This window comes from Nonomuraea mesophila, from assembly GCF_004352805.1.
In the GTDB taxonomy this organism is placed as follows: Bacteria; Actinomycetota; Actinomycetes; order Streptosporangiales; family Streptosporangiaceae; genus Nonomuraea; species Nonomuraea longispora.
The window spans coordinates 50,632-71,981 of sequence record NZ_SMLD01000009.1 but is presented as its reverse complement, the minus strand read 5'-3'; the positions used below and the strand labels follow the sequence as shown (position 1 = coordinate 71,981).

General features: G+C 72.3%; 19 protein-coding genes. 4 read left to right on the top strand and 15 right to left on the bottom strand.

All coding sequences use genetic code 11. The features are described 5' to 3' along the window. Positions 1-40 precede the first annotated feature (40 nt). Positions 41-619 (bottom strand): TetR/AcrR family transcriptional regulator, encoded by a 579-nt coding sequence (locus E1295_RS05590; protein ID WP_132628579.1) that lies wholly within the window; start codon positions 617-619, stop codon positions 41-43. Between the two features lie 313 nt (positions 620-932). After that, complete coding sequence (locus E1295_RS05585; RefSeq protein ID WP_246079865.1) at positions 933-2,600, bottom strand: ABC transporter ATP-binding protein; 1,668 nt, start codon at positions 2,598-2,600, stop codon at positions 933-935. A 514-nt stretch (positions 2,601-3,114) separates the two neighbouring features. Between E1295_RS05585 and E1295_RS05580 the strand changes: the two genes are divergently transcribed. Then, on the top strand, positions 3,115-3,297 hold the full coding sequence (locus E1295_RS05580; RefSeq protein WP_132628577.1) for a hypothetical protein: 183 nt from the start codon (positions 3,115-3,117) through the stop codon (positions 3,295-3,297). A gap of 53 nt (positions 3,298-3,350) precedes the next feature. On the opposite strand, the gene E1295_RS05575 is transcribed toward E1295_RS05580, so the two are convergent. The 7 genes from E1295_RS05575 to E1295_RS05550 all read right to left on the bottom strand — a co-directional run bounded on the left by E1295_RS05575 (position 3,351) and on the right by E1295_RS05550 (position 10,488). Further along, complete coding sequence (locus E1295_RS05575; RefSeq protein WP_181957958.1) at positions 3,351-6,086, bottom strand: DEAD/DEAH box helicase; 2,736 nt, start codon at positions 6,084-6,086, stop codon at positions 3,351-3,353. A gap of 88 nt (positions 6,087-6,174) precedes the next feature. Beyond that, the gene (locus E1295_RS05570; protein ID WP_132628575.1) at positions 6,175-7,062 is read right to left on the bottom strand and encodes a diacylglycerol/lipid kinase family protein; all 888 of its coding nucleotides are present in this window, start codon (positions 7,060-7,062) and stop codon (positions 6,175-6,177) included. A 16-nt stretch (positions 7,063-7,078) separates the two neighbouring features. Next, complete coding sequence (gene tatC / locus E1295_RS05565; RefSeq protein WP_246079864.1) at positions 7,079-7,978, bottom strand: twin-arginine translocase subunit TatC; 900 nt, start codon at positions 7,976-7,978, stop codon at positions 7,079-7,081. 36 nt (positions 7,979-8,014) lie between these two features. Continuing rightward, entirely contained in the window at positions 8,015-8,338 is a 324-nt protein-coding gene (gene tatA / locus E1295_RS05560) for a Sec-independent protein translocase subunit TatA (protein ID WP_132628574.1), read from the bottom strand. Between the two features lie 67 nt (positions 8,339-8,405). After that, on the bottom strand, positions 8,406-8,561 hold the full coding sequence (locus E1295_RS48500; RefSeq protein ID WP_166427092.1) for a hypothetical protein: 156 nt from the start codon (positions 8,559-8,561) through the stop codon (positions 8,406-8,408). Next, positions 8,558-9,529 (bottom strand): helix-turn-helix transcriptional regulator, encoded by a 972-nt coding sequence (locus E1295_RS05555; RefSeq protein ID WP_132628573.1) that lies wholly within the window; start codon positions 9,527-9,529, stop codon positions 8,558-8,560. Before E1295_RS05555 ends, E1295_RS48500 begins: the two co-directional genes overlap by 4 nt. Then, a complete protein-coding gene (locus E1295_RS05550) occupies positions 9,526-10,488 on the bottom strand; it encodes a helix-turn-helix transcriptional regulator (protein ID WP_132628572.1) in 963 nt (320 codons plus the stop codon). The genes E1295_RS05555 and E1295_RS05550 overlap by 4 nt, the downstream gene beginning before the upstream one ends. A gap of 39 nt (positions 10,489-10,527) precedes the next feature. Between E1295_RS05550 and E1295_RS05545 the strand changes: the two genes are divergently transcribed. Further along, complete coding sequence (locus E1295_RS05545; protein ID WP_132628571.1) at positions 10,528-11,601, top strand: DUF3866 family protein; 1,074 nt, start codon at positions 10,528-10,530, stop codon at positions 11,599-11,601. Here E1295_RS05545 and E1295_RS05540 read toward each other — a convergent pair. Genes E1295_RS05540 through E1295_RS05530 form a run of 3 tightly spaced genes read right to left on the bottom strand, consistent with a single transcriptional unit; the run spans position 11,547 to position 13,663 of the window. Further along, positions 11,547-12,026 (bottom strand): DUF3291 domain-containing protein, encoded by a 480-nt coding sequence (locus tag E1295_RS05540; protein ID WP_132628570.1) that lies wholly within the window; start codon positions 12,024-12,026, stop codon positions 11,547-11,549. The genes E1295_RS05545 and E1295_RS05540 overlap by 55 nt on opposite strands. Before the next feature lie 32 nt (positions 12,027-12,058). Next, complete coding sequence (locus tag E1295_RS05535; RefSeq protein WP_132628569.1) at positions 12,059-12,709, bottom strand: helix-turn-helix transcriptional regulator; 651 nt, start codon at positions 12,707-12,709, stop codon at positions 12,059-12,061. Positions 12,710-12,763: 54 nt separating this feature from the next. Continuing rightward, complete coding sequence (locus E1295_RS05530; RefSeq protein WP_132628568.1) at positions 12,764-13,663, bottom strand: FKBP-type peptidyl-prolyl cis-trans isomerase; 900 nt, start codon at positions 13,661-13,663, stop codon at positions 12,764-12,766. 128 nt (positions 13,664-13,791) lie between these two features. On the opposite strand from E1295_RS05530, the gene E1295_RS05525 reads away from it, so the two are divergent. Next, positions 13,792-14,331, top strand: coding sequence for a MarR family winged helix-turn-helix transcriptional regulator (locus tag E1295_RS05525; protein WP_132628567.1), 540 nt, complete (start codon positions 13,792-13,794; stop codon positions 14,329-14,331). A gap of 273 nt (positions 14,332-14,604) precedes the next feature. On the opposite strand, the gene E1295_RS05520 is transcribed toward E1295_RS05525, so the two are convergent. Beyond that, positions 14,605-15,264: a response regulator gene (locus tag E1295_RS05520; RefSeq protein ID WP_132628566.1), complete on the bottom strand. Its 660-nt coding sequence runs from the start codon at positions 15,262-15,264 to the stop codon at positions 14,605-14,607. Further along, positions 15,261-16,388 carry a sensor histidine kinase gene (locus E1295_RS05515; protein ID WP_132628565.1) on the bottom strand — a complete coding sequence of 376 codons (1,128 nt, stop codon included), beginning with the start codon at positions 16,386-16,388 and terminating at the stop codon, positions 15,261-15,263. Before E1295_RS05515 ends, E1295_RS05520 begins: the two co-directional genes overlap by 4 nt. A 312-nt stretch (positions 16,389-16,700) precedes the next feature. Between E1295_RS05515 and E1295_RS05510 the strand changes: the two genes are divergently transcribed. Further along, positions 16,701-17,108 (top strand): DUF6223 family protein, encoded by a 408-nt coding sequence (locus tag E1295_RS05510; protein ID WP_132628564.1) that lies wholly within the window; start codon positions 16,701-16,703, stop codon positions 17,106-17,108. Between the two features lie 137 nt (positions 17,109-17,245). On the opposite strand, the gene E1295_RS05505 is transcribed toward E1295_RS05510, so the two are convergent. Continuing rightward, a complete protein-coding gene (locus E1295_RS05505) occupies positions 17,246-21,346 on the bottom strand; it encodes a glycoside hydrolase family 2 TIM barrel-domain containing protein (protein ID WP_132628563.1) in 4,101 nt (1,366 codons plus the stop codon). Between the last annotated feature and the right edge of the window lie 4 nt (positions 21,347-21,350).

The following is a 21,350-nucleotide window of genomic DNA, read 5'->3' as shown; positions in this document are numbered from 1 at the left end:
GGGCGCGGCCAGGGACGGCTACTCCGCGCCGGCCGGCTGCTCAGCCGACGGCCCGCATGCCGTCGCAGACCACGTCCGCCATCCGCACCCGCCCGTTCCTGGACCGTGCTCCCCGCTCGGCGACCAGGCAACCCCGAAGCAGGTCGGCCACGTCCGGGCCGGTCAGCCCCGTACGTACGGCACCCGCCCGCTGCGCCCGGGCGAGCAGCCGGTCGACGGCGGCGGTGAAGTCGTCCTCCAGCGTGGAGCCCGGACGTAAGGCCGCCCAGGAGCCGCTCTCCAGCATGGCGCAGAGCGCCTGGTTGGCGGCGGCCTCGTCGACGACCTTCGCGAACCAGCCGAAGAACGCCCTGCCCGGGTCCTCGGCGGTGGCCAGGGCGCGGGCGTCGGCCACGAACCGCTCGATCCGCCCCAGCAGCACCGCCTCGAACAGCGACTCCTTGGTGGGGAAGTGCCGGTAGACGGTGCCGACCCCGAACCCGGCCCGCCGGGCGATCTCGTCGAACGAGATCGTCAGCCCGTCATCGCCCAGGGCCTCCTGCGCGATCTGCAGCACCCGCTCCCGGTTGCGCCGGGCGTCGGCGCGCAAGGGCCGGGCCGAGCTGTGGTCGTCGCCCATCAGATCCGGTGGGTGGGCCGCCGCCGGTGCGCCCGCGCGGCTCCCGCGACGGGCAGGGCTCGCCCGTCGCCGGCCTCGGCCGGGGGAAACGGGAAGCCGCTCCCGTCAGGCGGTGCAGGAGTCACGGGCTGGACCTGTCCTCGACGCGGGGGGAGTGCCTCCACGCTGCCGGACGCGGTGCGGGGAGAACCTGGTGATTCTATCGGCCGTCCGCCGCGGCGGCGAGCGGGGCCGGAACCACGACACCCGCCCCGTAGGGCGGGCGTCGCGGGCCGGGGCAACCATCCGGCGGGTCAGTGAGGGGTGCGGGGGCTCAGCATCGCGCCGGGGAGCGGCTGCCACGGACGCCGACGCGCTTGAGCCGGATGCGCTCCGGTCCCGGCACCGGCTCCAGTTCCACCGTGCGCGCGCCTTCGGGCACGTGCCGCGGGTCGTGCGTGATCATCAGCGTCGTACGCCCTGCCATGAGCCGCCGCAACGGCTTCATGACCTGCGCCGCCGTGGCGGCGTCCAGCCCGGTCATGGGCTCGTCGAGCACCAGTACCGGCGCGTCGCGCAGGATGGCCCTGGCGATCGCGACCCGCTGCCGCTGCCCGCCGGACAGCAGCCGGCCCCGTTGCCCCACCGGCGTGTCGTAGCCCTGGGGCAGCGACTTGACGAAGTCGTGCACGCCCGCCGCCTCCGCGGCCCTGATGACCTCGTCGAGCGAGGCGCCGGGCCGGCCGTAGGCGATGTTGTCGCGGACCGATCCCGAGAACATCAGCGTCTCCTGGTGCAGGATCGTGATGTTCTCGCGCAGCGACTCGCGCGTCAGGCCCCGGATGTCGGCGCCGTCCAGCATGATGCGCCCGGCGTCGGGGTCGTAGAAGCGTAGCAGCAGCTTGGCCAGCGTCGACTTGCCCGCTCCGCTGGGCCCCGTGATGACGACGACGTCGCCGGGCTCGGCGGTGAACGACAGGTTCCGAAGCACCGGCCGCGCGCGTCCCGGGTAGGCGAAACCCACCTGTTCGAACGCGATATGCCCGCGGCTCCTGCCCGCGGGCACGGCGCCGGGGGCGTCGGTGACGGTGGCCCCGGTCCGCATGATCTCGATGACCCGGTCGGACCCGGCCGCCGCCTCGGACACCGTCAGGGCCAGCTCCCCCAGCCCCTGCACGGCCGGGTACAGCATGGCCAGGTAGGCGGCGAAGGCGAGCAGCCCGCCGATCGTCAGCCGGCCCGCGGCGATCTCCCACGCCCCGAACCCGAGGATGACGATCAGGCAGATGGTCTCGATGACCTGCACGGCGGGGCCGTACAGGCCGGACAGCCAGGCCTGCGCCATGTTGGCGCGCAGCCAGTTGCGGCCCTCCCGGTGCAGGCGCCGCGACTCGGCGCCCTGCCGGTTGTACGCCTGCACGAGCGGCTGGTTGGCCAGCCCCTCCTCCAGGACGCTGTTCATGACGCCGTTGCTGTGGCGCTCGCGCGCCGCGGCGTTCCTGAACTTGCCGGCGAACACCTTGGAGACCACCAGGAACGCCGGGATCAGGGCCATCGTGATCAGCGCGAGGTCCCAGCGGATGAAGAAGGCGGCCCCCGCGAAGAAGATCACGCTGGCGACCGTGGTGACGGCTTTGACCACACCGGACCCGACGAGTTCCTCGATGGCCTCGACGTCGTCGGTGAGCCGCGCCATCAGGTCGCCCAGCCGCCGCTTCTCCGAGAACTCCGGCGCGAGCTTCTGCAGGTGGGCGTAGATCCGGTCGCGCAGCTTCAGCAGGAACCGTTCCGCGCCGAGCGCGGTGATGTACGTGCCTCCGAAAGACGCCGCCCCGGCGACCGCGGCGAGCCCGAGCCAGCTGAACGCGGGGGTCCAGAACGCCGCGAGCTCCTTGGTGGTGAGCACTTCGTCGGTGATGTGGCCGAACAGGCGGATTGCGGCGACCTCGCACAGCGCGGCGACGACGGCGAGGACGACACCGGCCGCGAATAGGCGGCGCAACCCGCGGGTGTCCGGCCAGAACTCGCGGAATGTGCGGCGAATGGAAATCGCCGGGGCGAGCTCTGGGCCGGAGACAGAGAATGAGAGCCGGCGGCTGTGCCGCCGGCTCTCAACGGGGCGGTTTACCACCCCCAGCCCCACCAGCGGCGACGACGGCATCCGCCGCACCAGCGGCGACGACGACGCCTACGGCATCCCCATCCGAGCTGGTGGCCGACCTGTGTGAACTGCGTGCTAGCCATGATTCCTCCCCCGTTGGCTAACTTGCACAAAACGGACACTAGCACCCGAATTGCGATATAGCACGGCATATTCACCATTTAAAAGAGACTTGACCGGGCAATCCCGCTGCGAACGGCACTTCGCAACGCCGTTAAATCTCATGCAAACGAGATAATGGCCTTGCAGCAGTCAGCCGAAAGTCAAAGATGCTTCTGAGAACTGGTTCCAAGGTGCATGCGGGCCGATACTTTGGTTCGATGATCCGGCCGCCCCCGGCTGACATCGTCGAGGCATGGCAATCCTCGGCGTTCTCCTCATGATCCAGGGCTTCGGCAACCTCATCGCCGGCTTCTTCGACCGTAACTTCGGCCTGCTGCACCTGGTGCTCGACGGCGGCGCGCTGACGACCGCCAGCGTTGTCGTGGGCCTGCTGGGCCTCGCGCTCACCGTGCTCGGCGCCCGCGCCGAGAAGTAGCCGGGAGACGGCTCGCCCGCGCGGGCCCTCGCCGGGCCGCGCGCGGGCGGAACTCAGGTGAGCGAGGAGTAGGCCACCACGCCGCGCCGCATGGCGTCCATCGCCTTGGACGACGTCTGCTTGATCTTGCTGCCCGGCGGCGCCGCGTTCCCCAGCTGGCCCAGCAGGTCCATCAGCTGCTTGATCCATCGTACGAAGTCGCCGGCGGCCAGCTCGTTGCCGTTGACGCCCTCCATGAGCACCGCGTCGAGGCTGTGCCCCCTGGTCCAGCGGAACGCGGCCCACGCGAAGCCCATGTCGGGCTCCCTGATCGTGGACAGCCCGTGGTCGGACTCGATGGCCTCCAGCTCGCCCCACAGCCGCGTCATCGACGTCAGGGCGTCCTGGGCGCGTCCCGCGGGAATCTTGGGCCTGCGGGCGTCGTCGGCCGCCCGCGACTCGAACACCAGCGCCGACACACACGCCGCCAGCTCGCCCGGGTCGAGCTCCTCCCACAGGCCCATCCGCAGGCACTCGGCGGTGAGCAGGTCGAGCTCGGTGTAGATGCGGCCCAGCCGCCGCCCCTCGTCGGTGACGGCCTCGCCGTCGAGGTAGCCCAGCTGCTCCAGCACCGCGCAGATGCGGTCGAAGGTGCGGGAGATGACGTGGGAGCGGCCCTCGACCCGGCGGCGCAGCCCTTCGGTCTCGCGCAGCAGCTTGTGATAGCGCTCGGCCCAGCGGGCGTGGTCTTCCCGCTCGTCGCAGCCGTGGCAGGGGTGCTGCCGGATGCGCCGGCGCAGCTCGTTGACCTCGTCGTCCTCCACCGCGTGATCGCGGGCCCTGGGCGGCTTGCCCAGGTCGCGGTCGCCGATCTTGGCCAGCAGCGTGGAGACCAGGTTGGCGCGCTCCTTGGGCGAGCGGCCGTTGAAGTTCTTCGGGATGCGCAGCTTCTCCAGCGGCTCGACCGGCACGGGGAAGTCGGCCGGGTCGAGCTTCTTGACCTGCTTGCCGATCGTCAGCACCAGCGGGCTCGGCCCGGCGCCGGCGGCCCGGCCGCGCGGGTTGCGGCCCGGGTCGAGCACGATCGCCAAGCCCGCCCTGCGCCCGCCGGGCACCCGGATCACGTCGCCCGGCTGCAGCGCCTCCAGCGACCGCACGGCGGCGGCCCTGCGGGCGGCGCCGCGCTGCCGGGACAGCTCGGCCTCGCGGTCGGACAGGCGCCGGCGCAGCGCCGCGTATTCGGGGAAGTCGCCCAGGTGGCACGTCATGGCCTCCTGGTAGCCCTCCAGCGCCTCCTCGTGCTTGCGCAGCTGCTTGGCCAGCCCCACGACCGCCCTGTCGGCCTGGAACTGCGCGAACGACTCCTCCAGGAGCGTGCGGGCCCGCTCTCTGCCGAACTGGCCGACGAGGTTGACCGCCATGTTGTAGGAGGGCTGGAAGCTGGAGCGCAGGGGGTAGGTGCGAGTGCCGGCCAGGCCCGCGACCGACAGCGGGTCCATGCCGGGCTGCCACAGCACCACGGCGTGACCCTCGACGTCGATGCCGCGCCGCCCGGCCCGACCGGTGAGCTGGGTGTATTCGCCGGGGGTGAGGTCGGCGTGGGTCTCGCCGTTCCACTTGTCGAGCTTCTCGATCACCACGCTGCGGGCCGGCATGTTGATGCCCAGGGCCAGCGTCTCGGTGGCGAACACGGCCTTGACCAGCCCGCGCGTGAACAGCTCCTCCACGACCTCCTTGAAGGCCGGCAGCATGCCCGCGTGGTGGGCGGCCAGGCCCCGCTCCAGGCAGTCGCGCCACTCGAGGTAGCCCAGCACCGCCAGGTCCTCGTCGGGCAGGTGGGCGGTGCGCTCGTCGACGAGCTGCCTGATCTCGTGCCGCTCACGCTCGGTGGTGAGCCGGATGCCGGCGTACAGGCACTGCTGCACGGCCGCGTCGCAGCCGGCGCGGGAGAAGATGAACGTGATCGCCGGCAGCAGCCCCTCGGCGTCGAGCTTCTCGATCACCTGCACCCGGTCGGGGGCGCGGGAGCGCTGCGGCCTGCCGTAGCCGCGCCTGCCCCGGCCAGCGGTCAGCCGCTCGGCGTCGCGCGTCACCCGCATCAGCGTGGGGTTGATGCGCGGCGTCAGGTCGTCGCTGACGAACATGTCGTAGATGCGGTTGCCGACCATCATGTGCTGCCACAGCGGCACCGGGCGGTGCTCGTCGACGATCACCGTGGTGTCGCCGCGCACCTCTCCCAGCCACTCGCCGAACTCCTCGGCGTTGCTGACGGTCGCCGACAGCGCCACCAGCCTGACCGACTCGGGCAGGTGGATGATGACCTCTTCCCACACCGCGCCGCGGAAGCGGTCGGCGAGGTAGTGGACCTCGTCCATCACGGCGAACCCCAGCCCGGCCAGCGTGGCCGAGCCGGCGTAGAGCATGTTGCGCAGCACCTCGGTGGTCATGACCACGATGGGGGCCTCGCCGTTGACGCTGTTGTCGCCGGTCAGCAGGCCCACCTTGGCGGTGCCGTAGCGCTTGACCAGGTCGTTGTACTTCTGGTTGGACAGCGCCTTGATGGGGGTGGTGTAGAAGCACTTGAGGCCCTGCTCCAGCGCCAGGTGGACGGCGAACTCGCCGACGACCGTCTTGCCCGACCCCGTCGGCGCCGCCACCAGGACGCCGTCACCGGCCTCCAGGGCACGGCAGGCGTCCAGTTGGAAGTCGTCCAGCGTGAAGTCGTAGAGGCCTCGGAACGACTTGAGAGCGGCCCCGTCGTTCCCGTGTTTCTGACGGAAGGCCGCATAGCGTTCCGCTGGCGTTGTCATACCCGTCAGCCTACCGAAATCGCCATTCCGGTCCGTCCCGCCGGGCTTGTACGGCCGGCCTCCGCGCCGGCGCCTTTACATTGTAGATTCATACGAGTACGCGTAACGCGCCAGGCCGGACCTCGCAGTGCGCCGGCACCGGCCCCACCCGTTCGCCGTCGGCATAGGCGACGACATCGGCCGCCTCCAGCCGCACGCTGCGCACCCGCCTGACCGACACGGCCCGATGACCCACGTGCGTGCCCCGGTAGACGCTCGGGAAGACCCGCAGGAACTCGGCCTTGGACACGGCCTCCAGCATGACCACGTCCAGCAGCCCGTCGTCCGGGCTGGCGTCCGGCGACACCCGCATGCCCGCGCCGTACGAACGCGTGTTGGCGACGGCCACCAGCATGGCCTCCCGCTCGATCACCTCGTCCTCGTCGAGCGTGACGCGGAAGGGGATCGGCCGGAACGAGCGCAGTTCGTCCACCATCGCCACGACGTAGCGCGCCATCCCCGGCGGCCAGGTGAGCCGGTTGGCGCGCTCGTTCACCCGCGAGTCGAACCCGCAGCACATGACCCCGGCGAACAGCTCGTCCGCGGAACCCGCGACGACGCGGGCGGCGTCGACGCTGCGCGGTCTCATCCGCAGCACGGCCCTCGCCGCGGCGACGGGATCGCCGCACGGCACCCCGAGCGCCGCCGCGATGTCGTTGCCGGTGCCGGCGGGAATGATGCCGAGCGGCACGTCCGTGCCGGCCACGGCCTGCACGGCGAGGTGCACGAGGCCGTCACCGCCGAAGGCCACGAGCGCGTCGGGGCGCTCGGTGACGGCGGTGCAGGCACGGTCGAGGGCGTCGCCGGCGTCGTTGCCGACGATCACCGACAGCTCGGCCCCGCCGGCGCGCAGGCGGCGCGCCACCGGCTCAAGCAGGCGCAGGGTGCGGCCGCCGCGCGCGGCGGGGTTGACGAGCAGGGCGAGTTGAGGGGACACGCCCGGAACTTATCGCCTATCGCCCGGAACCGGAATCCTCTTCGGTGCGAGGGGTGTCGGGACCGTCGTCGAGCGGCGTCTCGTCCGCCGCCAGCGGCGAGGCCTCGTCGTCGTCCAGGTGGCCGAACTCGCCGGCCGGGTTGCGCTTCTCCCGCAGGTACATGAACAGCTCGGCCGCCGCGAACAGTAGGATCATCGGCGCGGCCAGCGCCATCATGGTGATGGGGTCGCCGCCGGGCGTCACGACGGCGCCGAAGACGAACATCAGGAAGATGACCAGCCGCCGGTGCTTGGCCACCGCCGCGTGGGACAGCACCCCGATGATGTTGAGAAAGACCAGCAGCAGCGGCAGCTCGAACGACACCCCGAAGATCAGCAACATGATCAGGACATAGTCGAGGTATTCGTCGATCGAGATGGTGGCGACCGAGCCGTCGACCGAGAAGCTCAGCAGGAAGCCCAGCGCGGTGTCCATGATGAAGTAGGACAGCCCGGCCCCCAGCGCGAACAGCGGGATGGCCAGCGCCAGGAACAACACCGTGTAGCGCTTCTCGGTGCGGTAGAGGGCCGGGGTGACGAACGCCCAGATCTGGTAGAGCCAGGCCGGCGACGACAGCACCAGGCCGACCATCAGCGAGACCTTCAACGTCAGGAAGAACGACGAGAAGATGCCGTTGTAGGTCAGGCTGCACTCGCCCGTGAGCTGACGCGACTGGGCGGTCGAGCAGTAGGGATCCTTGAGCACCGCCCACACCGGGTCGAAGACGATCCACCCGATGATCAGGCCGACCACGACGGCGGCGAACGCGATGAGCAGCCGGTTGCGCAGCTCGCGCAGGTGCTCCATGAGCGGCATCCGGCCTTCGGGATCAGGCTCAGGCTTGCGCTTGGGCCCCGACCGTTTCAGCAGCGCCATCACCAGTCCAGGGAGTGAGGAGGAGAGGAGGGAGGGTCAGGGGCGCTTGTCGGCCTGAGCACTGGCACGCAGCTGGGCGGCCTGCTCCTCGAGCCGGCGAGCTTGCTCCTCCGCCGACGGTTCCGGCGACGGGGCCGCGGCCTGCAGCTGCTGCGGCGAGGCGGGCTGGGGCTGCTGGGCCTCGGGCTGCGCCTGAACGACGGTCGGCTTGTCGTCGTCATCGTTCATCTTGCTGGTCTCGGCCTTGAAGATGCGCAGGGACCGTCCAACGCCACGGGCGAGGTCCGGCAGCTTCTTGGCGCCGAAGAGCAGGACCAAGGCCACCAAGATCAGGATGATCTCCGGAGCTCCCAAGTTCATGTGACGTCCTTCATGGTGTATGAGTGCTGTCCTTCACGACCGATCGTACGCTGCCGGGGCCGCTGCCTCATCCCTTGGCGTCCTGTTTATCCCCGAATTGCTCGTCGACCCGTGCGACTTCCCTGTTCAGGTCACGTGCGGCGGCCACCACCCGGGCGAACGCGACCCCGAGCACGGCCAGCCCCGCCAGGCACAACCCGCAGGCCAGGAGAATCCACGTCATGACCGGTGAGCGTACAGGGCCAGGGCCCGCTCGGCCTCCTGGCGCACGGCCTCGGCCATCGCGGGCGGCGCGACGACCCTGCCGGTGTCGCCGAGGCGCAGCGCCAGCTTGAGAATCCAGTCCCGGTCGCGGGCGCGCAGCGCCACCCGCAGCCGCCCCTCGCCGAGCTCGGTGACCTGCTCGCACGGGTAGTACTCGGCGACCCACCGGCCGGCGGCGCTGACCTCCAGCTCGACCAGCTCGTCGGTGGGCGAGGGCCGGAAGACCCCCTGGGCGACGTCGATGGGCTCGGCCTCGGCCGGCGGGTCGGCGGGCACGTCGAGCACGTCGACGCCGAGCATCCGGTCGAGCCGGAACAACCGCATCGCCTCGGCGCGGTAGCACCAGCCCTCCAGGTAGGCGCGGCCGTCGACGACCACGATGCGCATCGGGTCGACCTCGCGCGGCGTCACCTCGTCGCGGCCCGGCACGTAGTAACGCAGCGACAGCCTGCGCCCCTTGGTGAGCCCCTCGCGCACGCGCGGCAGCGCGTCGGGAGCCGCGTCGACGTCGACGGCGACCTGGCTGCTGACGGTGGCCGCGCCCTCCCCCGCCGCCTGCTCCAGCTTGGCCATCACGCGCGGCAGCGCGTCGCCCGCGCCCTGCACCTCGGCCAGCTGCGGCGTGGCGGCCAGCATGCGCAGCGCGACCAGCAGCGCGCTGGCCTCGTCGATGCCCAGCCGCAGCGGCCTGGCGATGGTGTCGGCGTTGTCGATGAGAATCTCGCCGCCGTCCCAGGACACGTCGATGAGGTCGCCGGGCGTGTGACCGGGCAGCCCGCACATCCACACGAGCTGCAGGTCGTCGATGAGCTGCTTCTCGCTCAGCCCGAACATCGCGGCCACCTCGCCGACCTGCGCCCCGGGGTGGGACATCAGGTACGGCACCAGCGACAGCAGCCGCGGCAGCCGGTCGGCGGACCCGCTCATGCGAGCGCCCCTTTCAGTCGGCGGATGACGGCCTCACGGGCGTCGGGCGGGTCGACGACCTCGACGTCGGCGCCGAGGCTGGCCATCCAGGCGGCCAGCCGCTCGGGGTCGGAGAAGGTCAGCTCGGCCTCGTCCCACCCGTCCGTGCCGGTGCGTACGGCCCCGGCCAGCTGGCGAACTCCCTCGCACGTCCCCTGGCGCACGCGGACCACCGCGGTCCGCTCGTCCGTCACCTCGTCGGGGTAGCCGACCATGGCGCGTACGTCGACGCCTTCGGGGACCTCGACGACCCCCGGCTTGCCGACCGCCGTGACCTGCCCGGTGATGCGGCTGAGCCGGAAGGCGCGCGGCGCGTCCCTGCCGCGGTCGAACCCGGCGAGGTACCAGCGGCCGCGCCTGCTGACCACGCCCCACGGCTCCACGGTGCGGGTGCGGACCTCCTCGCTGCCGGCGCCGCGGTAGTCGAAGCGCACCACCCGCCGGTCGCGTACGGCGTTCCACAGCGCGGGGAACGCGGGGTCGCGGGTGTCGACGCGCAGCTCCAGCGCTCCCCCGCCCATCGCGGCGCCGACGGGCTGGTCGGTGGCCACGCCGCCGGCGCGCAGCTTCAGCAGCGCCCCCGAGGCGGCCTCGGCCAGGCTGGCGCGCTGCCACACCTGGGCGGCCAGCCCCAGGACGGCGGCCTCGTCGGGTTCCAGGGTGATCTCGGGCAGCTCGTACGACTGCCGTTCGATCCGGTAGCCCGGCTCGTCCTCCCACGGGTCGCGCACCACGTCGATGGGGATGCCGAGCTCGCGCAGCTCGTTCTTGTCGCGCTCGAACATGCGCTGGAACGCCTCGTCGCCGTCGCGGTCGTAACCGGGGACGGCGTGACGGATCTGCTCGGCCGACAGCGGGCGCCGGGTGGCGAGCAGGCAGATCACGAGATTGAGCAACCGTTCTGTCTTCCGGCGCGACATCTGCCTCACTCCTCCTTCGATCGACGCTACCCTGCCCCCGTGATCAGATGGCGCAAGGGCGAAGTTGTCCGGATCCGACGCGAGTGGCCGGGAGCGGTGGAGCTGGATGTCGCCGTCCCCGAGGGGGAGTGCCGGGCGCTGGCGTATCCGCCGCTGGTCGGGCGCCCGGAACCCGGCGACGAGGTGCTGCTCAACACGACCGCGCTCGCGATGGGTCTCGGTACGGGAGGTTACGCCATGGTGGTGGCCGTCCCTAACCGTTTGCCGCAAGATCCTGACGGCCCGGGGCACCTGGTGAAGGCCCGGTACACACCGTTGCAGGCCACGGTGCTGGGCGCCGACGAGCAGGACTCCCCTCATCACGAGGCGCTGCGCGAGGCCGACTCGCTGGACGGCATGCCGGTGATCGTGGCGGACCTGCACTCGGCGCTGCCACCGATCCTGTGCGGCCTGTACGCCTCGCAGCCACGGCCGGACGTCCGCGTCGCGTACGTGATGCTCGACGGCGGCGCGCTGCCGGCGTGGTTCTCGATGGCGGCGGCGCGGCTGCGTGAGACCGGCTGGCTGAAGGGCGTGGTGACGGTCGGGCAGTCGTTCGGCGGCGACGTGGAGGCGGTCACCGTCCACACCGGGCTGCTGGCGGCCAGGCACGTGCTGGAGGCCGACCTGGCGATCGTCACGCAGGGGCCGGGCAATTTGGGCACGGGCACCCGGTGGGGTTTCTCTGGGGTGTCGGCGGGTGAGGCGGTGAACGCGGCGGGCGTGCTGCTGGGGCGTCCGGTGGCCGCGCTGCGGGTCAGCGAGGGTGACGGGAGGGAGCGCCACTACGGCGTCTCGCACCACTCGCTGACCGCCTACGGCAGGGTCGCGCTGTCACCCGCCGACGTGCCGGTCCCCGAGCTGCCGGGCGAGTTCGGCGAGCGGGTGAGGGACCAGGCGGAGCTGCTGGCGGTGCGCCACCGCCTCGTCCCCGTACCGGTGGAGGGCCTGCACGAGGCGCTGCGCGCCTGTCCTGTGCGGCTGTCGACGATGGGCAGGGGCCTGGAGGAGGACCTGGCCTACTTCCTGGCCTCGGCGGCGGCGGGCAGGCTGGCGGCCTCGCTGCTGGAGTAGGGGTCCTTGAAGGTGAACGCCTCGGGGCTCGGCCCCTCGGCCTTGAGGCGTTCCAGCCGCCGCATGCCCTCGGCCAGCGGCGGGATGTGCCCTTCCGGGATCCACCACATGACGGTGTACGGCTCGGCCACGCGCAGGAACCATTCCCTGCGCCGGCGCAGCACGTCCAGGTGGGGGCTGCGGTAGACGTAGTTCCACAGCGCGTCGAGCGACTCCCACACCGAGAAGTTGACGAGCAGGTGGTCGCCGTAGTCGTGCACGACGGTGGCGGTGGGGTCGGTCTCGCTCTCCTTGAGCCGCCACACGAATCCGGGCGCCGCGTCGGCGAGCGCGTTGACGGGTTCGAGCAGGGCGACGAACTCGGCGAGCTCGGGGCTGTCGACGGGCGCGCGCATGTGCGCGATGTTGAGCTGGGCCAGATGCATGACGTTCAGCACATCACCCCTCGCCTTCTATGTCAATCATCGTTTGTTTTAGAAGCGCGGAACACCACACAGCACTCCCCCGGCCGCGGGTCCAGCCGCGCCCTGCCGGGGTCGTCGCCCAGTCCTTCCAGCAGGCCCTGGCACAGAGCCAGGTTGACCGAGCAGACCAGCACCGGCTGCTCCTCGGCCAGCACGTGGAACGGGCAGTTGCGCAGCCGCACCCGGCCGTCCTCCTCGTAGGGCTCGTAGCCGCGCTCGCGCAGGACCCGCTCGACCGGCTCGCCCCGGCGCCGCCCGGCCATCCCGACGCCCACGTCGTGCGCCGCCCGCTCGGCCTGCTCGTCGGCGCCGAGCAGCTCGACCACGCCGGCGAGGACCGAGGCGAGGGTGGCGTAGTCGCGCGGCGGCAGGCTCACCGACCGCTCGCCCCTCGCCCTGCGGTAGACCTTGGCGGGCCGGCCGCTGCCCGGCCCCTTCTTCTCCGGCCGGCGAAAGCCGCTCTCCAGCAGGCCGGCCTCGACCAGCCGGTCGAGGTGGTGGCCGGCGAGGGTCCTGGACACACCGGCGGCCTCGGCCGCCTCTCCCCTGCCGACGTCCCCGCCTCTGCCCGCCACCACGTCGTAGAGGCTGCGGCGTACGGGGTCGTGCAGCAGGGCCAGCGCGTCGAGGTCGTCGCTACTCACAGCGGGAGTCTACGAAAGCCCCCGCCCGGCACGAACCGGTCCGCCCTGAACCCTTCAGTAGGCCGCGATGACGTCGACGACGAAGACGAGCGTGTCGGAGCCCTTGATGCCGTACGCCGGGTTGCCGGAGGGGCCGTAGCCGTAGGAGGGCGGGACGATCATCACGACCCGGCTCCCGGCCGGGATGCCGACGAGCGCCCTGTCCCACGCCTTGATCACGCCGCCGTCGCCGAGCTTGAACGCCTTGGGCCCGCCGGTCGTCCGGGTGGTGTCGAAGACGCGGCGCCGGCGCCAGATCGCGCCTTCGTACTGGGTGACGACGAGCTGCCCCGCCTGCGTCCTCGGCCCCTTGCCGCGGTGCAGGACCCTGGCGGCGAAGCGGGCGGGCGGGGCGCCGGCCGGCACCGCCAGCGCCGGACGGGCGCCGCCCGAGACGCGCACGCCGGCCAGCGAGCCGCCGCGCGCCTCGACCGACACGTCCTTGGGGTGGGCGCCGAGGATGTCGACGACGTAGAACAGCTCCTCGTCCGCGCCGATCCCCCGCGGCGGGTTGGCGCCGAAGCCGTCACCCGGCGGGATGGCGGCGATCACCCTGCTGCCCACCCTGCGCCCCCGCAGGGCCTGCTCCAGCCCCGGCAGCAGCTCCCCCACGGGGAAGGCGGCGGGAGTGCCCCGGGTGAAGCTGGAGTCGACTAGGCGGTTGTCCCTGCCGTTCCAGACGTGCGCGGTGTACTGGACGATCGCCACGTCATCGGGCCGCAGCGGCTCGCCCCCGCCCGTGGCCAGTTCGTCGACCTGCAGCTCGGCCACCGGTTTTCCGGCGGGGAAGACGATCGTGGGCCGGGCGCCGAACGCGCCGCCCACCTTCAGCTCCGTGCCGTCCGCGGCCTCGCCCGTGCAGCCGGCCGGTGCGAGCAGCGCGGGCAGCAGCAGCGCGACGATCCGGCGGCGCATGGGTGACCTCCCGCGACGGCCCGGCGGGGGGGTGCCGGGGCGAGGCGATGCTACCGCGCCGGCACGCGGGGGGCGCGGGAAACCGCCCCGGCGCCAGCATTCATGAGTACTGCATGTTAACATGAGGTATGCATGATTCAGCGACGACAGCGAACTTGCTGGGCGCCACCGCGCTCGCCCTGACCGACGTGACGCTGGGCAACGTGACCCGCGCGGCCGGGGTGAACGCCCGGGAGGCCACGGCCATGGTCACACTGTCCGCCAGTCCCGGCCTCAGCGTGTCCGAGCTCGGCAGGCGCGTAGGGCTGACCCAGTCCGCGGCGGCCCGGATGGTCGACGGGCTCGAAGCCGACGGCCTGCTCACGCGCGAGCCGCACCCGTTCAACCGCCACTGGGTGACCCTCTCCCTCACGGAGACGGGCTGGGCGACGACCCGGCACATCCTGGGAGCACGAGCGGCCCCGCTCGGCGGCGTGCTCGACTGCCTGGACGAAGGAGAGCAGCAGACCCTGTCCTGCCTGCTCGCCAAGCTCCTCACCCAGCTGTACAAGGACACCGGGAACGCGAAGTACATCTGCCGGCTCTGCGACGAGCACGCATGTGTCACGGAACATTCGGTCTGCCCGGTCGGTGAGGCCGAACGCCAGGACAAGCGACAGCGGGGCTGAGCCCACCCGAGGCGCGCCGTCCCGGACGGACGCCCGCCACCGACCGCCCACGGCGGGTCCAGCGGGCCGCAGGCACGCAGTGCGGCGCCCCGCCCGAGGGGTTTCCCCAAGGCTTTTCACCTTGATCGCACGCCAAAGCTCAGAACGCGGACCCGCGCGCACACGGAGCCGCACAGCACGGAACAGCACCGGGCGGCACGAATCAGCACAGAGTCGCATAAAGCGGCACAGAATCACACGAGGCGGCGGCACGGCGGTTGAGCCGCGCGGGGGTCACCGGCGCGGGGTCACCAGGCCGGACTCGTAGGCGAACACGACGAGCTGGGCCCTGTCGCGGGCGCGGAGCTTGGTCATGGCCCGGTTGACGTGGGTCTTCGCGGTCATCGGGCTGATCACCATGCGCCCGGCGATCTGGTCGTTGGACAGGCCCTGCGCGACGAGGACGACGGCTTCACGTTCGCGGTTGGTCAGCTCGTCCAGTCCTGTGGCCGCGCCGGTGTGGAGCGGCTGGGTGACGTACCGGTCGATCAGTTTGCGGGTGATCGACGGTGCGAGCAGGGCGTCGCCGCGCGCGGCGACGCGTACGGCGTGCAGCAGGTCCTCGGGCACGATGTCCTTGACGAGGAATCCGGCGGCGCCGGCGCGCAGCGCGTCGAAGACGTACTCGTCGAGGCCGTAGTTCGTGAGGATGACGACGCGCACTCCCGCCAGGGCGGGGTCGGCGGCGATACGCCGGGTGGCCTCGATGCCGTCGGCGACCGGCATCTGGATGTCGACGAGAGCGATGTCGGGCAGGTGCTCCCTGGCCAGGGCCACGGCCCGGTCGCCGTCTCCGGCCTCGGCCACCACCTCGATGTCGTCCTCCAGGTCGAGCAGCGCGCGGAACCCGCTGCGGATGAGCGGCTGGTCGTCGGCCAGCAGGACCCGGATCATGACGTCCGCTCCACGGGAAGTTCGGCCCGTACGCGGAAGCCGCCCTCGCTGCGCGGCGCCGCCAGCAGGTGGCCGCCGAGCGCGGTGACGCGCTCGCGCATGCCGAGCAGTCCGACGCCGGGCACCGGCGCGAGGTCCGGGGTGGCCCTGCCGTCGTCGTCCACCTGGATGAGGAGGGCGCCGGGACGGTAGTCGATGCGGACCGTCGCCGTCGCGGCGGCGGCGTGCCGGGCGATGTTGGTCAGTGATTCCTGGACGATGCGGTAGGCGGTCCTGTCCACCGCGGCCGGCACGCCCTGGCGGCGCCCCTCGACGGTGAGCGTCGCGTCGAGTCCGGCGGTACGGGCGCGCTCGACCAGGCCGGGAACGTGGTCGAGACCGTGCGGCGGGCGCGTGTCGTCGTCGCGCAGCGTCTCCAGGGTCGCGCGCAGGTCCCTGGCGGCCTCACGCCCGGCCTCGCGGATCGCGAGCAGCGCCTGCGGCACCTCTTCGCCGCGCCTGCGTGCCACGTGGACGGCGGCTTCGGCCTGCACCTTGATGATCGAGATCTGGTGGGTGAGCGAGTCGTGCAGCTCTCGCGCGATGTGCAGCCGTTCCTCGTCGGCCCGGCGCCGTGCGGCCTCCTCCCGGGTGCGTTCGGCTTCGTCCGCACGCCGCTCCGCCTGCCGCAGCGCTTCGCCCGCCGCGCCGGCCGCGATCAGCCAGGCCAGTTCGAGTGCACCCCTGGCCTGCGCGAACGCCTCACCCGTGTCGTGCAGGCCCGAGGCCATGGCGGCCAGCGGCAGCGCGGCCACCACGGCCACGCTCACCACCACCGTGACCGTGCGGTGCCCCGCGCGTACGGCCGCGTACACCGCGAACAGGTACGCGATGGCGGGCACGTCGAAGCCGGCCGCCTGATGGCCCAGGGCGCACAACCCGGTGACGGCCAGGACGATGAGCGGGGCCCGGCGGCGCGCTCCCAGCACCAGGCCGCCGGCCGTCAGCAGCGTGTAGCCGAGCAGGTCGAGCGACGTGCCCGAGTGCTGCTCCGACAGCCCGCTGATCAGCAGCGTCGCCGCCACGCCCACGGCGATGGCCCCGTCCGTGACGGCTGCCCGCCGGCCGGGCCGTCCAATGCTCATGCGCGCACCCTAACCCGGCGCCGCCGCGGGCGGGTCACGCGCGCGGATGACCGGCCGGCTACCGCGGACGCGGTATTCCCGCGGCCGCTGCGGCGTCCGCGGTAGCGGGCTGCCCTGTCGGCGGCAGCGCGTAATGTCCGCATCCGCCGGACGACGGGGGGCGGGCCCGGCGGAGATGATCGGACCGCGTCCCGCCGCGGAGAGGACGTCCCGCCGCAGGCGAGGACGTCGATCGCAGGCGTGGACATCCCCTGCCGATGAAGGCGTCCCTCCGCAGGAGGGGGACGCCCTGCCGTGGAGAAGGAGTCCCTCATGCCCGTTCGACAGGTGTTCGCCGCCGCAGCAGCCGCCCTGTCCGCAGGGTGGTGGTCGGCGACGCCGGCGGCCGCTCACGTCCTGGCCCAGCCCGAAGCCGGCCTGTACGCCATGAGCGCCGGACGGCTGGGCGCCATCGTGGCCGCGCTGTCGGGCCTGGCCGGCACGGTCATCGGCGGGTGGGCCCTGAGACGTGCCTCCGGCCCCGGAGGGTCGGGGAAGGCCGTGGTGGCGCTGGTGGCGGGGCTGGCCGGCATGGTGCTGGGCGGGCTGGTGGTGGTCACCGCCGAGGGCGGCCTCGGCACCGGCAACGGGCTGGGTGGCGGCGTCGTGGCGCTGATGGTGGGGCTGGCCGGCGCGGTGCTGGGCGGGCTGGCTCTGGCCCGCTCCCGCCGCGCCGGCTGATCGCCCTGGCGGAGCTCGGCCTCCCCGAACGCGAGCACCTCATGCGACAGGCCGCACGGTCCAACGCACGCCTGCGCGGTTGAGCGGCGAGCGCTCACGGGGTGCGCGGGGTGACCGGGCCGGGCGGCCCGGCGCGGTCAGCCGGGGGCGCTGCGTGCCTCCAGGCGGTCGATCGCCTGGGTGCCGGCGTTGCCGCGCAGGCCCGCGGCGTAGTGCCAGCCGTTCAGCGCGCCCGGCCGGGTGAAGTCGATCCGGCCCTGGGTCGTGGCCGTCATGATCTGGGACCAGCCCCAGCCCCGCCCCCGGTCGACCCAGGTGCTGATCGTGTTGCCGTCCAGGACGTATGCCCAGCGGTCGCCGGGTTCGAGCGGCGCCGTGGCGCAGCAGGCGCTGGTGAGCTTCCCGTCGATCCTGATGTCGACGCCGTGCTGGCCCTTGATCCCGGTCCAGGCCATGACGTAGTTGCGCTCGTCCTTGACCAGCCCGTTGAACAGGGCGTCCTGCCCCTTCCCCGTGCCCGCCCACGTGCCGTGGTCGACGATCACCACGGCCCGGGAGCTCTGCGGCCCTGAGCCATGGGCGACCAGCCCGTAGTAGGCGCCGGGACCCTGCGCCCGCAGGCTGCCCGCGCCGAAGGTCAACCGCGGCAGCGCCTCGCCCGCCGACGGCTGGTGAACCGTGTAGCCGGCGCTGGAGTCGGTGTCGAAGGTGTCGTCCACGCCGACCACGGGGTAGGCCTCGGGGTCGAACGCCACCGTCGATCTGCTGATCGCCTGGATCGCGTGCTCACCCCAGCTCGCGGTGGCGGTGAAGTCCGCGGTCTGGCCGGTCAGCACGTCCGACTCCGCCCGTACGGTGTACGCGACGTGACGGGCCTGGCCGGGCTTCAGCGAGGCGATCGTGTCCGGCTCGGCGGCGGTCGCGGTCCAGCCCTCCGGGGCCGACATCCGCACCCGCACGTTCCGCACTGTCTTGCCGGTGTCGTTGACCACGGAGACGATCGCCGTCCCTGTGCCGGTTCCTGGCGCGATCGCCGCCGGAGCCTGGTACACCGAAAGCCGCGAGTCGACGGCCTTGAACCGCGGGCGTTCGTCGGGCGCGGAGACCCGGCCGCCGGCCAGCGCAGGTGGCGTGCCGTGGCGTCCCGCACGGGCGCCGAAGATCGACAACCCGCCGCCGTCGGAGGCGAAGCGCAGCGTGACGGTGCCCGCGTCGCCGAGTTGCCGCCCGGCGATCGGGACGGCGACGCGGTAGCCGTAGCGGTTGCCGAAGTCCCCCGCGAGGGAACCACGCGAGCGACCGGCCAGCGCCGCCGGGCCGTGGGGATCGTCGGGCAGCTCGATCGGCCGCAGCGGGCTGCCGTTGACGGACACGGTGAGGCGGGTGGGGTGGCGGCGCGCGCCGGTCTTGTTGTTGGGGTCGTACCAGCCGCGCGCCTGGGCGGAGGCGACCTCCGCGACCAGGGTCGCGCCGTCCGCCCCGCGCAGCTTCTCGGGCACCTTGACCTCGTACTCGAAGTAGCCGCGGCCGCGACCGGTGACCCAGTCCGATCCGCCGGTGGTGTGGGCCTGGGCCCCGCCGGTCCACTCCTGCGCCGTCACCTCTCCGGCGGGGAAGCCGGTCTCGCCGCCGGTCTCGCCGCCGGTCTCGCCGCCGGTCTCGCCGCCGGGGGCGTCGAAGGTGAGGGAGTTCTCGGCGAGGGTCCTGCCGCCGGCCTCGAGCCAGATCCACAGGTGCCCGGCCCGCAGCCCGGCGGGTGCGGTGACCGACACGGTGCCGGCGTCGGTGACGGTGTAGCGCGCGGGTGCGACCTCGCGCGAGCCGCCGCCGGCGTCGGCGATCCAGCGGCCCTCGTCGTCGTACCCGCCGACCTTCCAGCGCAGCCTCGCCCGGGAGAGGTCGTGGTCACTGAAGTGGCTGACCTTGACCGGGACGTCGATCGTGCCGCCGGGTTCGACGGTCCGCGCCGACCTGCCCATCAGGGCGATCGCGTCGTCACCCTGGAACATCTCGATGCCGCGGGCCCTGCCCCGGTGGTCGGTGAACTCCGGCTGGTTCGGCTGCCGGTCGAAGGTGACCGGGCTGTGGACCTCCTGCTCGGTCTCGGCCAGTTGCACGCCGACGTAGCCGTTGAGCTTGGGGTAGGCGCGGAAGAGGCTCGCCGTGTGGGGGAACTGCCCGCCCCTGATGGCGAACTCGGAGTTGAGCCAGGGTTGCCCGCTCTGTGCTCCGTCGTTGAAGTTCCAGGTGGAACCCGGCTCGACCTGGGCGTCGAACCCGTCGAGGAGCTTCTTCCACTCGTCGTAGGTGGCCAGGTAGTAGTGCCAGTCGTTGAGGTCGGTGTCGAGGTGGCCGTTCCGGCAGCAGGCGGAGTTGTCGACGACCAGCCGGGACGGGTCGAGGTCGTGCGCGACCCGCACCATTCTGCGGACGTACGGGAACGCCTCCGCCGGGATCGGCTGCTGCCACGGCTCCTTGTTGATCCCCCACGACTCGTTGAAGATCGTCCAGATCACGATCGACGGATGGTTGTGGTCGCGCTGGAACGTGGTGCGCAGCAGCCCTTCGAAGAGCCGTTCCGCCTCCTCGCCCAGGGAGTGCCAGCCCGCGTTGGGCAGGTCGTACCAGATCATCAGCCCGAGCTTGTCCGCCCAGTGGTAGTAGGCCGGTTCGTTGACCTTCAGGTGGTTCCTGATGACGTTGAAGCCGAGCTTCTTGGCGTTCCTCAGGTCGAGCAGGATCGAGCCGCGGCCCGGCTCCGCCTCGCTGCCGGTGCGCAGGTCGGGGCCGGCGCTCACCCCGGTGTAGGTGTACAGGCCCCACGGGTTGTAGCCCTGGTCGAGGACGCCGCGCACGTAGATCGGCCGGTTGTTGAGGTGGATGTACTGGTACTCGCCGGTGTGGCCGGGGGCCCATTTGCGCTCGATCGTACGCAGCCCGAAGGTCGTCCTGACGCCGTCGTCGTCTCCCAGCCGGACGTCGGCGGTGTACAGCGCCGGGTCGTCCGGCTCCCACAGGCGCGGGCGCTCGATCGGGATCCGCGCCGTGCCCCGGCCGTCGTCCAGCGGCACGGTGGCGGTGCCGACGACCTTGCCGCGGGGGTCCTTCACCCGTACGGTCGCGCTTTCCGCCGCGCCGTCGGCCGCGAGGTCGATCTTCGCGGCGGCCTCGGACGGCGTGCGTGACTCCGCCTCGAAGGTCAGCTCGGGGGTGATCCGGGTCCCGGTGAGCCGGGCGCCGTCGTAGGGTTCGATCCACACCGACTGCCAGATGCCGCCGACGTCGGTGAACCAGCCGGTGTTCTCGCCGTCGGGAACACCCGTCTGCTTGCCCTGGGGGTACGGCGAGCCGGGCGTCGTCGGAGGCGCGACCACCCGGATCGTCAGCGTGTGGGTCGAGCCGGGAGCCAGTTCGCCCAGCCCCGCGCTGATCTCGGTGTAGCCGTCGCCGGAGTAGGGCAGCACCGGCTCGCCGTCGAGCCAGACCGCCGCGCCCCAGTCGGCGGCCCCGATGCGGAGCCTGGTCCGCCTGCCGGAGAAGTCCTCGGGGACGGTGAAGGAGCGCCGGTACCACACCGTTCCGCGGTAGGAGGAGAAGGCGCTGCGGAAGATCTCCTTGGTCGCCAGCGTCTCCTCACCCCAGGCCGCCATCGACTGGTAGCCGAACGGCACCCGGATCGCCCTGCCGAACGTGTGCCCGGGGTCGAACCAGCGCTCCCGCTCCCCGGCGTCTCCGGGATCGAAGTCGAAGGACCAGGTGCCGTTCAGCGACATCCAGGCGCCGCCGGTGAACGGGCGCCGGTCGGCGTCGGGACGCGGATATTCCGCCCTGGCCGGCGCGGTGTCGCGCTCGAGCTCGAGGGTGACCGTACGGTCCGTGGTCGTGGAGGCGAAGGCGTACCCCTCCTTGGCCGCGACCACGAGGGCGCTGCCGTCCGGCACGCCGGTCAGGGTGAAGGTGCCGTCCTTCGCGGTCGTGGCGTACGCCTCCGACCTGGAGGCGTGCACGGTGGCGCCTTCGACCGGCGCGACGCCGCGATCCTCCACGACCCGTCCGCGTACGTCGATCGTCTTCCCCGCCGAGGCCGGGGCGACCGGGCCGCCCCCGCGGTCCGGCTCGGCGAGGGCCGGGGTCCCCGGGCACAGCAGCGCCAGAACGCTGATCAGGGCGATGGCTAAGTTCCGACGTGTCGTCGCGGCCGGGGCACGCACGCCCCGCCCGCCTGCAGCACCAGACATCAGG

What these genes read in the sequence shown, in the direction of transcription:
- E1295_RS05510 (WP_132628564.1), top strand. Translation starts at nt 16,701, where the DNA reads ATGCCCGTTCGACAGGTGTTCGCCGCCGCAGCAGCCGCCCTGTCCGCA.
- E1295_RS05515 (WP_132628565.1), bottom strand. Translation starts at nt 16,388, where the DNA reads ATGAGCATTGGACGGCCCGGCCGGCGGGCAGCCGTCACGGACGGGGCC.
- E1295_RS05525 (WP_132628567.1), top strand. Translation starts at nt 13,792, where the DNA reads ATGCATGATTCAGCGACGACAGCGAACTTGCTGGGCGCCACCGCGCTC.
- E1295_RS48500 (WP_166427092.1), bottom strand. Translation starts at nt 8,561, where the DNA reads ATGACGTGGATTCTCCTGGCCTGCGGGTTGTGCCTGGCGGGGCTGGCC.
- E1295_RS05580 (WP_132628577.1), top strand. Translation starts at nt 3,115, where the DNA reads ATGGCAATCCTCGGCGTTCTCCTCATGATCCAGGGCTTCGGCAACCTC.
- tatC (WP_246079864.1), bottom strand. Translation starts at nt 7,978, where the DNA reads ATGGCGCTGCTGAAACGGTCGGGGCCCAAGCGCAAGCCTGAGCCTGAT.
- E1295_RS05530 (WP_132628568.1), bottom strand. Translation starts at nt 13,663, where the DNA reads ATGCGCCGCCGGATCGTCGCGCTGCTGCTGCCCGCGCTGCTCGCACCG.
- E1295_RS05520 (WP_132628566.1), bottom strand. Translation starts at nt 15,264, where the DNA reads ATGATCCGGGTCCTGCTGGCCGACGACCAGCCGCTCATCCGCAGCGGG.
- E1295_RS05550 (WP_132628572.1), bottom strand. Translation starts at nt 10,488, where the DNA reads ATGTCGCGCCGGAAGACAGAACGGTTGCTCAATCTCGTGATCTGCCTG.
- E1295_RS05575 (WP_181957958.1), bottom strand. Translation starts at nt 6,086, where the DNA reads ATGACAACGCCAGCGGAACGCTATGCGGCCTTCCGTCAGAAACACGGG.
- E1295_RS05590 (WP_132628579.1), bottom strand. Translation starts at nt 619, where the DNA reads ATGGGCGACGACCACAGCTCGGCCCGGCCCTTGCGCGCCGACGCCCGG.
- E1295_RS05505 (WP_132628563.1), bottom strand. Translation starts at nt 21,346, where the DNA reads ATGTCTGGTGCTGCAGGCGGGCGGGGCGTGCGTGCCCCGGCCGCGACG.
- E1295_RS05540 (WP_132628570.1), bottom strand. Translation starts at nt 12,026, where the DNA reads ATGCATCTGGCCCAGCTCAACATCGCGCACATGCGCGCGCCCGTCGAC.
- E1295_RS05555 (WP_132628573.1), bottom strand. Translation starts at nt 9,529, where the DNA reads ATGAGCGGGTCCGCCGACCGGCTGCCGCGGCTGCTGTCGCTGGTGCCG.
- tatA (WP_132628574.1), bottom strand. Translation starts at nt 8,338, where the DNA reads ATGAACTTGGGAGCTCCGGAGATCATCCTGATCTTGGTGGCCTTGGTC.